The organism is Pseudomonas sp. SWRI51 (genome assembly GCF_014268825.1).
In the GTDB taxonomy this organism is placed as follows: Bacteria; Pseudomonadota; Gammaproteobacteria; order Pseudomonadales; family Pseudomonadaceae; genus Aquipseudomonas; species Aquipseudomonas farsensis.
The window spans coordinates 42,847-53,455 of sequence record NZ_JABWRG010000022.1 but is presented as its reverse complement, the minus strand read 5'-3'; the positions used below and the strand labels follow the sequence as shown (position 1 = coordinate 53,455).

9 protein-coding genes and 3 pseudogenes are annotated in these 10,609 nt (G+C 53.7%); 10 read left to right on the top strand and 2 right to left on the bottom strand.

Going from position 1 to position 10,609, the window contains the following annotated elements; genetic code table 11:
- The 5 genes and pseudogenes from HU720_RS24295 to HU720_RS09950 form a co-directional block, all read left to right on the top strand.
- On the top strand, positions 1-828 hold an 828-nt coding region (locus HU720_RS24295; RefSeq protein WP_238337670.1), incomplete at its 5' end, for a hypothetical protein.
- A 2-nt stretch (positions 829-830) separates the two neighbouring features.
- A complete protein-coding gene (locus tag HU720_RS09970; protein ID WP_186519612.1) occupies positions 831-1,385 on the top strand; it encodes a hypothetical protein in 555 nt (184 codons plus the stop codon).
- 804 nt (positions 1,386-2,189) lie between these two features.
- Complete coding sequence (locus HU720_RS09960) at positions 2,190-2,660, top strand: hypothetical protein (RefSeq protein ID WP_238337669.1); 471 nt, start codon at positions 2,190-2,192, stop codon at positions 2,658-2,660.
- A gap of 337 nt (positions 2,661-2,997) precedes the next feature.
- Positions 2,998-3,336, top strand: a complete 339-nt coding sequence (tnpB, locus tag HU720_RS09955; protein ID WP_238337668.1) for an IS66 family insertion sequence element accessory protein TnpB — start codon at positions 2,998-3,000, stop codon at positions 3,334-3,336.
- Positions 3,337-3,374: 38 nt separating this feature from the next.
- Positions 3,375-4,211: pseudogene (locus tag HU720_RS09950) on the top strand (transposase); the annotation flags it as partial.
- On the opposite strand, the pseudogene HU720_RS24290 reads toward HU720_RS09950, so the two are convergent.
- Positions 4,210-4,419: pseudogene (locus HU720_RS24290) on the bottom strand (transposase); the annotation flags it as partial. The pseudogenes HU720_RS09950 and HU720_RS24290 sit on opposite strands and share 2 nt — an antisense overlap.
- Before the next feature lie 338 nt (positions 4,420-4,757).
- Between HU720_RS24290 and HU720_RS09940 the strand changes: the two are divergent.
- The 4 genes and pseudogenes from HU720_RS09940 (at position 4,758) to HU720_RS09925 (ending at position 7,638) form a co-directional block, all read left to right on the top strand.
- The gene (locus HU720_RS09940) at positions 4,758-5,228 is read left to right on the top strand and encodes a hypothetical protein (protein ID WP_186519608.1); all 471 of its coding nucleotides are present in this window, start codon (positions 4,758-4,760) and stop codon (positions 5,226-5,228) included.
- A 298-nt stretch (positions 5,229-5,526) separates the two neighbouring features.
- A complete protein-coding gene (locus tag HU720_RS09935) occupies positions 5,527-5,979 on the top strand; it encodes a hypothetical protein (RefSeq protein ID WP_186519606.1) in 453 nt (150 codons plus the stop codon).
- A 428-nt stretch (positions 5,980-6,407) separates the two neighbouring features.
- A pseudogene (locus HU720_RS09930) lies at positions 6,408-7,260 on the top strand (IS5 family transposase).
- Between the two features lie 189 nt (positions 7,261-7,449).
- Complete coding sequence (locus HU720_RS09925) at positions 7,450-7,638, top strand: hypothetical protein (protein ID WP_186519604.1); 189 nt, start codon at positions 7,450-7,452, stop codon at positions 7,636-7,638.
- Between the two features lie 36 nt (positions 7,639-7,674).
- Here HU720_RS09925 and HU720_RS09920 read toward each other — a convergent pair whose 3' ends face one another.
- Positions 7,675-8,037 (bottom strand): fe2+ zn2+ uptake regulation protein, encoded by a 363-nt coding sequence (locus HU720_RS09920; protein WP_186519602.1) that lies wholly within the window; start codon positions 8,035-8,037, stop codon positions 7,675-7,677.
- Positions 8,038-8,262: 225 nt separating this feature from the next.
- Here HU720_RS09920 and HU720_RS09915 point away from each other — a divergent pair, with 225 nt between their 5' ends.
- On the top strand, positions 8,263-10,548 hold the full coding sequence (locus HU720_RS09915) for an acylase (protein WP_186519619.1): 2,286 nt from the start codon (positions 8,263-8,265) through the stop codon (positions 10,546-10,548).
- The last annotated feature ends 61 nt before the right edge of the window (positions 10,549-10,609 follow it).

Here is a 10,609-nt window from a genome sequence, read left to right as displayed (position 1 = left end):
CAAATGGATGCAGTAGAGAATGCACGATTACAGGCTCTTCTGGCGAGTTATCCTCCGGGAAGCCCTGAATTGCAGCATTTTGAAGAAGATTTGTTGACCGCGACAGCCAGTATTCAGCGTCTAGCCTCTCAAAACAAAGTCCTTACTTGGAGTGACAAAAAGGCGATAACCGCCAATGGGTCAGAGGTTTATGCATTCCAATCGACTACTGAGCAGTTCCTCGATCATGGGTTGTTTAACACAGACTCGCAGTGGTCTCAGAGCGGTGGTAACAATTGGGCCGATGATCAAAGTGTTATTCCTGATAGTTGGAGAGAGCAATTTGGTGAAAAAAATGCTGCTATTTATTTAAGAGAAATCGCTGGTGTTTCGAGCAGCCCTGCAGAGCTCGACGATCTGGTGCAAAGGGTGTCGATTGTACTGGGCGGGGGGGTTGGTAATGTCACATGGGATCTGGATGCCGCGCTTGCTCTTACAGGTGCCCCCGCTATACTAAGGGCTTTGTTAGCAAAAAGGCTTGCTGCGGCTGGCGTTGATGTTGCGGTGGTCAGTCCAAAAGCCACTGCAATTGAGTTTTTGCCGAAGGCTACCCGGAACAGTGCAGGGCAGATTGAGGCCAATATTACTCAGGGTAGCGCCATACAGATACTTGAGTCGAATGGTTATAAGAAAACAATTTCTCAGGATGGTTCAGTTACTGTGTTAACTAATGGGCAGAAGACTTATCGATTCTACCCCGTTTCGACGTCCACAAAGCAACCTTCCGCATCGTTGACGATAGATGGGCGGAAAAAACCAACTATGAAAATCAGGTTTTTAGGGGAATAGCCATGACTATTTCGGAAGTTAGAGATAGAGACCTGACGTTGTTGCTTGATAGGCTTTCAGGTGTAATTAGCCTTGACAGAGACTTGCCGATGAATGTTTTTGTTGGTGATGGGTTTTTGTATTGGTTTTTTGAGAGGCCATTGCTCTGTTATGTTGAGATTTTTGCGGGCTTGATATTGAATAGCGTCTCCAGTTTTAAGTCAGATGTATTTGTAAAATTTTCAGGGGGTGGGCCGTTGGAGAACTCCTGCTTTTCCATAGATGGGGTCGACTTAGAGAGGGATGTCCCTTGGTTGAGTAGAAGGTTTGACAGCTTTTTTGACGGGATGGTTGGTTATCCAATTGTTATATGCGATGGCGCATGCAGTTGGGTTGCCTTTGAAAGTGCATATGAGGAGTTTGGTGTTATTGCTGTGAAAAAATCAGAAATTCAAGATATTTTTTATGAATATTTAAATTCTAATTTTATTTCGATCGATGAGTTGGCGGAGCTGGCGTCCGGATCTCTCCCAGAAAGTGAAATCGCAAAAGCTCTAATTTCTGCCTATTATAAATAGTTGGTCCGAAAGTCGCAGGCGAAGTTGCTGGTTTTGCGATCAGCAATTCTTAATTGCTGATCGCGTCCTCGTCTAGCTCACGGTTCTCGAATGGGCGAGCTTGCAGTACAGCTTGATGCCATGCTTTGCGAGAGCTTGCCAATACTACAAGTTCTATTCCGTTTGTGGATGCGAAGATAGTGAGTATCAATGTAGCGAGTTCTTGCAATTACTGGAATTATCGTGCGGTCTTGAAACTGTCGATGGGCAACTATCCTTGATAGTAGAGGCGCTAAGCGGGCTCCTACTCAACAGGAGTTGGATGGGTTTAACAGTATCGTAAGATGAACTATGATCGATTCGCGAATCGGAGAAAGGTCAAGGTTCTCGTTCACTGAAAATATGGGCCTTATATAAGAATTTCAACATATGAGGATGCAGGTGCATTAGAGGGGCTGCTAGGCGAACAGTATTTCGCCCTATGTTGGAAGGCGACGCCTGGTGAGATTTTAAACGATGGAGGTAATGAATATTACTTTGGGAATGCGGCAGACCCTGAGACGCTACAGCCTATTTTGGATTTAATTAATTTTGATTGCGAGTCTGGAGTAAAGAGTAGGCGCTGTTGGGGATGTCCAGGCGTGTGTATGATTCGGCGGGAATGATTGTTAAGAGAGTTGACGTTACTGGAGCCGCGCATGCGAATGTGCAAACGCCGCATGTAATTGAGTACGGCAGAAATAAATTGCCGGACGGGACGATTAGAGTTCGGTCACCCTCGACAAAATCAGCACCAAGGCCCGCTAAACCTGACGAGATTCCATAATGAAAGTTAATACAATTCATCCCATGATCGGCTTGGTTCGTTATGAATCTTGGAAGTCTGAGTGGGCGAAAAAAGACGAGATTGATGAGCTTTCCTATATAAGTAATAATTGCAGTCCTGAGGATGTATTGCTATCGAGCAAGCTTTTTTTTCCTGACTTTATTGTTGATGGGGATGGGGTTTTTTTAGAAAGTAAATATGATGGTGTTGTTGTTGAATCTTGGCTAGAGCAATTCGGTGGAGATCTGCAGGCGACTGAGCGAATGATTAATCACACGCATATTTATGATGTTTTTGAAGGGTGTTCTGAGGACGTCGATGATAGGGTGTTCGAACAGTTGGCAGAGGTTATTGCATTATCGTGGCGGTTGGTTTTGAGAGAAAAATTTGCTGATAAGGTATTTAGTGTGGTGGTTTCTAACTCGGATCAGGACTATGGTCCGGTGGTTACATTTTTTCAGATAATTTAATGGTGCAAAGGTTATTCAAAAGGTTCCTGGTTTTGGAGAGATAGATGACTTCTTTGCATCACAGTCGGCTAACCTCAACAAAAAGCTGGGAACAAAAATTGGTGAGGGGTTTCGGTTAAAGCTGAAGGGGATGTGATAAGCACGTTCTCCAATCAGTATGGTAAGTTCGAGGTTAAAGAGTCATTATTCGTGGGGTCGGGTCAGGCTGTTAACTTTCAGAGCATATTTCAGGTTTTTGATGATGGAGCTCGTAAATTAAGCGTAAGCGCTCCATTAACCCCGCGCTTAGCTGATCTCTGATGCTGTGCTCCCGATCTCTTTCTGGAGCCCGCACGCCATGATGCGACCCGACGTCAAAGTCGAAAAAGTCTACCTTTACCCCAAGCCCGTGGACTTCCGAAAATCCATAGACGGCCTCGCGGCGCTGGTCGAGCTGGACATAAAAGTGGCGGTATTCGATCCGGTGCTTTTCGTCTTTCTCAACAAGCCTCGCAACCGCGTGAAGATCTTGTATTGGGAGCGCAACGGCTTCTGCCTTTGGCTCAAGCGCCTCGACTCGGAGCGCTTCAAAACATCGCCTGACCCCACCGACGAGGCCATTATCCTAACAGTCCAGGAACTCAATTGGCTACTCGACGCTTCGACCTGTGGCGCAACCGCCCACATCAAGTTCTGACGTCTCGCTACGTCGCCTGATTCGGTATAATCCGCGGCATGATTTCCATGCCCGACACCCTCCCTGACGATCCGATTTTGCTCAAGCAGCTGCTTGAGCAAATGATCAATGAACGTGCGTCTGACAAGGGCAAGATCGTTCATCTGGAAGAAGAGGTAGCGCTGCTCCGCCAGCGGTTATTCGGCCGTAAGACAGAGTAGACCAACGATTCGGCTACGCCCCAACTCCCTCTCTTTGGCGAAGCAGAAAGCCTGGTAGAGCCTGCTGACGAAGCTTCGGATGAAGAAGTTGTTGCTCCGAGCAAGCGCCGCGGCAAACGCAAGGCACTGCCCAGCGATCTGCCGCGTGTCGAGGTCTTCCATGAACTGCCTGAACACGAGCTGACGTGTGCGTGCGGCTGCCGCAAGTACGCCATTGGCGAAGAAGTCAGCGAGCAACTCGAAATCGTCCCAATGCAGATCCGGGTCATCAAGCACATCCGCAAGGTATACGGCTGCCGCGACTTTGAGTCAGCGCCGGTGACTGGGGATAAACCCGCTCAGATGGTCGAAAAAAGCATGGCCAGCCCCAGCGTGCTGGCGATGTTGTTGACCACCAAATACGTGGACGGTCTGCCACTTCATCGTTTCGAGAAAGTGCTCGGACGTCACGGCATCGATATCTCGCGTCAAACCTTGGCACGTTGGGTCATCCAGTGCGGCGAGCACTTTCAGCCGCTGCTGAACCTGATGCGCGAGAGCTTGTTGAATAACCGCATCATTCATTGCGATGAGACTCGGGTACAGATATTGAAAGAGCCTGACCGCGAACCGAGGAGCCAATCCTGGATGTGGGTACAAACTGGCGGCCCGCCCGATAAGCCAGTCATCCTTTTCGCCAGTCACGAAATCGCTGGTAGACCGTTGACCAAGGACCGAAACGCTCAGGCATGTCACGCCAAGTAGCGCCGGAGCAAAGCACCCACAGCACACCATCCAGCATCAAACGATCACTAAGCCGTGGTCAGCCTTTGCGGTGGCCTTCAGTGAACAGGTCCGCGACCACCGTCCAGGCTTCATCCGAGAGTTCATAACGCTTTGCCACCACAGAATTCCTTTCCGTAGATGGTTGAGAACTCCACAAAAAATCAGCCTTGGGCCGGTGCTGCTTCGGTTTTTCGGTATTTCGTACACAACCTAGTGCTCAAATGAATGCAGTAGAGAATGCACGATTGCAGGCTCTTCTGGCGAGTTAACCTCCGGGAAGCCCTGAATTGCAGAATTTCGAAGAAGATTTTTTGATCGCGACAGCCAGCATTCAGCGTCTAGCCTCTCAAAACAATGTACTTACTTGGAGTGTTAGAAATGCGATAACCGCCAATGGGTCAGATGTTTAAGCATTCCAACCGACTACTGAACAGTTCCTCGATCATGGGTTATTTAATGCAAACTCGCAATGGTCTCAGAGCGGCGGCAGCGACTGGGCCGACGAGCCAAGTCTTATTCCTGAAGCTTGGAGGGAACAATTTGGCGAAAACTGCTGCTATTTATTTGAGAGAAATTGCTGGTGTTTCGAGCAGCCCTGCAGAACTCAACGATCTGGTGCAAAGATTTTCGATTGTATTGGGCGGTGGGATTACTGGTGTCACTTGGGATCTGGATGCAGCGCTTGCCCTTAAAGGCGCTCCTGCGGTACTAAGGGTATTGTTAGGTAAAAGGCTTGCTGCGGCTGGTGTCGATGCTACGATAGCCGGTGCACAGAACCGCGAAACTGCTGAACTTCTTGAAGAAGCTGCTCTAAGGCTTGAACAATACATTCAAACATTCAAACATTCAAACATTCAAACATTCAAACATTCAAACATTCAAACATTCAAACATTCAAACATTCAAAAAAGCACAAGCCGGCTATAGTTGTCGGCGCTATAGATCCGCTGGCAGGAAAAATAGCCACCACATCTAATGGGGTAGTTCCAAGTACGATTGCCCCCGAGCTGCAAGCTTATGCAGACAGCCTTGGGGGCTTGGGTGTGAAGACAGCATGTGGAAATAAGTTGGGTCGTTGTGCTGAGTTCAGAGCTGCTAACGAATTGCTTTTGAGCAATCCTAAGCTTAAGCTAGACGATATAAAATTCACTTCCGCCATTCGTCTTCGAACAGGAGAAGTGGTTCCACGCTGCGAAAACTGTACAAATATCTTTGGAGCAGAATAATGGAGATGGATGAAGATTTTTTGGAAGCTCATGATTTAGATTTCTTTGCATATTTTGAAGATGGGCTGCTTGGGCACTTTGCGACTGCCGGACAAGGTTTTGTACCTGAGTTAGTCAAAAGCTCTATCGAGAATTATGAGAGGGTGTATGACTATGTAGACTCGTTAGGCGAAAATTTTGGATTTAAAGTAATTGACCGCAATGTTCCAGAGTTCAATGCTACTGCGCAGAGAGATCGCTACTTAAAGTCATTTTCCATCATGGCAAAAAAAGGCTTCTTTAGTTATGACTATAGAGGCGACCGCTACCAGCTAATCGTCGCACCTCAAATAGGACGGCGCATCTCCGAAGTGCCCAGTGATATTGGGTCGGCCCTTGCCGCTCTATCATTGAGCACTAGCGAAAACATAGAGCTTATTAGTAGTAATTTCTTTAAGTTAGATTTAAATTGATTAGTGAATTTATTCCACCAGAAGCTATTGGGGTGAGTGAAGCAGGTGCTCAGGTGGAGGTAGTTGCGACACTGAGAGTGACTCGCCGGGTAATTGGTCGAAGGTCCAATGAGTGTGGTTGCTTGGCACATTCATTCGCGGTGACTGCACGCCTGTGGAGTGTTAATCGTGACTTTAAATACCTCGTTTGCTTTGAGTGCGTGTTTAGGCAGTCTGTTCGGAACTCCCTTACTTTTACTACAGGTGTACCTTTGGCGAGGATCAGCAATGACCCCGCTTCGGAGCAACAAGCGGCGGGCGAAAAGCTTGGGCGGTGGCAAGCAATGTCATTTCCAGGTTCTGTACGAAATACCGAGAAACCGAAGCAGCACCGGCCCAAGGCTGATTTTTTGTGGAGTTCTCAACCATCTACGGAAAGGAATTCTGTGGTGGCAAAGCGTTATGAACTCTCGGATGAAGCCTGGACGGTGGTCGCGGACCTGTTCACTGAAGGCCACCGCAAAGGCTGACCACGGCTTAGTGATCGTTTGATGCTGGATGGTGTGCTGTGGGTGCTTTGCTCCGGCGCTACTTGGCGTGACATGCCTGAGCGTTTCGGTCCTTGGTCAACGGTCTACCAGCGATTTCGTGACTGGCGAAACCGAGGCACTTTTGACCACAGGCTCAAGCGGCTGCACATCAGACTGAACGAGGATGGCCTGATTGACCTTCAGACCTGGATGATTGACTCGACGGCAGTACGCGCAACCCGAGCCTCTGCAGGCGCCGGGAAAAAGGGGGGCTGATGAAGCCATTGACCATGCGATAGGCCGTAGCCGAGGCGGACTGACAGCCCAGATGCATATGCTTTGCGACTCCAACGGCGTGCCGTTGCGCTTCCCTCTCTCTGGCGCTCAAGCCAGTAATATCAGCTACGCCCAGCCCTTGCTCGATGAAGTCAGCATCCCCGGTAAACGCGGTCGCCCCCGGAAACGGTGCCGATGGCTTCTCGCCGACAAAGGGTATGACGCCGAAGCTTTGCGGCAGTACTGCGATCGCTATCGCATGCAGCAGGTGATTCCATTACGGAAAATGAAGCGCAAGCCGAAGCCTGGTTTGCCACGACTGCTTGATCGCCCAAAATGCGGGTAGCGAAACATCATCGAGCGAATGTTCGGCTGGCTGAAAGATAACCGACGTATCGTGACTCGCTTCGACAAGCTCGCGAAAAGCTACTCCGCGATGGTCTCACTGGCTTGCGCTATGCGGCGTTTGCGACATCTCTTTTCGTACAGAGCCTAACACTGCCACTTCACCTCGATTCATCCCTCATTCCGCGGGTAACATTTCGATGCGCAGAGGGTTTAGCCTGGCCTTTGGTTAAAGGCTCACAAATAGCCCCGAGGAAAATCAGCGTCTTCAGCCCTTGCGAGGTATCATGCCGCAGGCTTCGCCATAGCCCCATGTCCCTGATGTCGCAAGGAAACTCCCATGACACACGTGCAGCGCCTGAAATATTCGATCCTGATCATCCTGGTAGTGCTGGGCCTCATGCTCGGCCTGAGCCACCTGCAGAAGCAGGGCACCATCAGCGAGCAGACGTTCCAGTACCTGGCCATCGGCATTGCGGTTGTGGTGGTAGTGATCAACGGCCTGCTGCGGCGCAAAGTCAAACCCTGAAGGGCTTGGGCCGGCGGGCTGCGGCCGGCCAGGCGCTCAGCGTGCGGCGTGCTGGTCGAGCACGGCCCGGGCCTGTGGGTCGAGGGTGTAGCACTTGTCGCTACCCAGGGTGATCACCCCTTCTGCGCACAGGCGTTTGAGCACTTCGCGCACGCTGAGGAACGACAGCGGAATATCCAGTTGTTCAAGCTGCGCATGCACGCCACGCACGCCGATGCTGCGGCCATTGCGGTCGGCGGCGTGCAAGGCGTCGATGACCTTCAGGCGGATCAGGCTGGTGCGCAGGCCGAACACGCGCAGCAGCTCGCGGATCTGCTCATTGCCGACTCGCTCATGCTCGCCGAACGGCGCACCGGCCTGGGGCGGCGGCGTCTGCGTCGAGGGTTGCGGGTTGTACATGTGAATGCTCCTTTTCGTGGACCGTCCAGAAAACAGGTTGCCTCACTGGATAAGACGGATGAGCGCGGCAAATCTGCAGCCCTCGGCGAAAAAAAACTCACATCACCTGAATGAAAGCGTCGCGCGCCCGACAACACCGTAAAATTTCCGGCAGGCCAATCGTTTGATCGGGATGACCCCCGATTCGCACGAGGAGTGCCTGTGACCTTTTCATCACGTCCTGTCATGCAGCTGAGCCTGGCTGCGGTGCTGGCCGCTGCGAGCCTGGCCAGCCAGGCCCACGAGGTGGCGGCTGACGCTACTGCGCAGATCCGCCGCACCAGCTTCGGCACCCCGCACATCCTGGCCGAAAACGAGCGCGGCCTTGGCTACGGCATCGGTTACGCCTACGCGCAGGACAACCTGTGCTTGCTGGCCAACGAGGTGCTGACGGTCAATGGCGAGCGTTCACGTTACTTCGGCGCCGCTGGCAAAACAGCCGATGAGCGCGAAAACCTGCCCAGCGACGTGTTTTTCACCTGGTTCAACAACCGTGCGGCGGTCGAAGGTTTTTGGCAGGCGCAATCCCCTGAAATGCGTGACCGCCTCGAAGGCTATGCCAGCGGCTACAACCGCGCGCTGGCCGAGCGCCGCAGCCAAGGCTTGCCTGCCGAGTGCGGGGCCGGGGACTGGGTGCGGCCGATCGACAGCCTCGATCTGGTCAAGCTGACCCGCCGCCTGCTTGCCGAAGGCGGCCTTGGCCAGTTTGCCGAAGCAGTAGTCGCAGCGGCGCCGCCTGAGCTTGCGGCAGCGGCACCGCGGGTTGATTACAGCCAAGTGCTGGCGCGCCAGGAGCAGTTTGCCCAGACCCGTGGCAGCAACGCGGTGGCGGTGGGCGCCGAGCGTTCGGCCAGTGGCCGCGCGCTATTGTTGGCCAACCCGCATTTCCCGTGGATTGGCGGCATGCGTTTTTACCAGATGCAGCTGACCATCCCTGGCAAGCTGAATGTGATGGGCGCGGCGCTGCCGGGCCTGCCGGTGGTCAATATCGGCTTCAACCAGCACCTGGCGTGGACCCACACCGTCGACACCTCGAAACACTTCACCTTGTACCGCCTGCAACTGGACCCGAAAGACCCGACCCGCTACCTGCTCGACGGCGAGTCACTGGCGCTTGAAAAGTACCCGGTCAGCATCACTGTCAAGGGTGATGACGGCGCCTTGCAGCAGGTTGAGCGGCCGCTGTACCTGTCCAGGTTCGGCCCGGTGGTGCAATGGCCTGGGCGGCTGGACTGGGACCGGCAGGCGGCCTTCAGCCTGCGCGATGCCAACCTCGACAACACCCGGGTATTGGAGCAGTGGTATCAGGTCAATCGGGCCGACAGTGTGCAGGCACTCAAGGCGTCGGTGGGCAAACTGCAAGGTATACCGTGGGTCAACACCTTGGCCGTGGATGAATCGGGCGCAGCGCTGTACCTGAACCAATCGGTGGTGCCGTATGTGGACCAGGCGTTGTTGGCGCAGTGCAGCAACCCGCAGGCGAGCGGCCCCATGGTCGTGCTGGACGGCTCGCGTAGCGCTTGCCAGTGGAAGGTCGACCCGCAGGCTGCGCAGCCGGGCATCTTCCCGCCCAGCCTGCTGCCAAGCCTTGAGCGCCGCGATTATGTGCAGCATGCCAATGACTCTGCCTGGCAGGTCAACCCGGCAGCGCCGCTGACGGGCTTCTCGCCACTGGTCAGCCGCGCCGACGAGCCGCTGCGCATGCGTACACGCTTTGCCCTGAATCGCCTGCAGGGCAGCGCCAAGCTCGGCGTGGCTGAGCTGCAGCAGATGGTGTTCGATGACGAGGTGTACCTGGCCCGTGTATTGCGCCAGGACTTGCTGCAGTGGTGCCAAGGGGTCGAAGCCGACCTCAAGGCGTTGTGCGCCAGTTTGCAGGCGTGGGATGGCAAGGCCGGGCTCGAGGCGGGCATTGGCCTGGTGCACTTCGAGAACATCGCGGCGGTGCTGGCCGAACACCCCGAAACCTGGCGTGTGGCGTTTGACCCTGCCGACCCGCAGCACACCCCGCGCGGCCTTGCCGTCGAGCAGGCGGCGGTGCGCAAGGTGCTGCGCGAGGCAGCGCTGGCATCGTTGGCGCAGGTCAAGGAAGCGGGCCTGGCCGATGATATGCGCTGGGGGCAGGTGCAGCAGGGCATGAACGGTGTGCCGGTTGCGGGTGGGCCGCAGGAGCTGGGTGTTTACAACGCCATGCTCAGCGTACCGGTGGCGCCCGGCAAGCGTCTGGTGGTCAGCGGCACCAGCTATTTGCAGGTGGTCAGTTTCACCGAGCACGGGCCTAAGGCCGAGGGGTTGCTGGCGTTTTCGCTGTCGAGCGAGGCGGGGTCAAGCCATGCTGCGGACCAGACCAAGGCCTTTGCCGCTGGCAAGCTTGCGCCGATCCCGTTTACCGAAGCGCAGATAAAAGCCGACCCGCAGTATCGCCAGGTGGTGATCAGCGAGCGGGACAAGCCGGTGGTGGCGCGGCACTAAGCCCTGGAGGGAGGTCTGCTGCGCCGGGGCAGGGTTTTGGGTAAGCCTGCCCTGGTCTCAT